A 458-nucleotide genomic window follows, 5' to 3' on the forward strand; every position below is an offset into this window, starting at 1 on the left:
CTCTTCGGAGGACAAGAAACGAGGTGGTGCACGGCTGTCGTCAGCTCGTGTCGTGWSAKGTTGGGTTAAGTCCCGYAACGAGCGCAACCCCTATCTTCTGTTACCAGCGAGTTAAGTCGGGGACTCAGGAGAGACTGCCGCAGACAATGCGGAGGAAGGCGGGGATGACGTCAAGTCATCATGCCCCTTATGGCTTGGGCTACACACGTACTACAATGGCTCTTAATAGAGGGAAGCGAAGGAGCGATCCGGAGCAAACCCCAAAAACAGAGTCCCAGTTCGGATTGCAGGCTGCAACCCGCCTGCATGAAGCAGGAATCGCTAGTAATCGCAGGTCAGCATACTGCGGTGAATACGTTCCCGGCCTTGTACACACCGCCCGTCACACCACGAAAGTCATTCACACCCGAAGCCGGTGAGGTACCGCAAGGAGCCAGCCGTCGAAGGTGGGGCGATGA

Annotated in this window: 1 rRNA gene; it reads left to right on the forward strand. The window is 56.8% G+C overall.

The annotated features are described in order from the left end of the window. Nucleotides 1-458, forward strand: a 16S ribosomal RNA gene (locus NM10_RS12800); the annotation flags it as partial.

This window comes from Megasphaera sp. NM10 (assembly GCF_000417505.1).
In the GTDB taxonomy this organism is placed as follows: Bacteria; Bacillota; Negativicutes; order Veillonellales; family Megasphaeraceae; genus Megasphaera; species Megasphaera intestinihominis.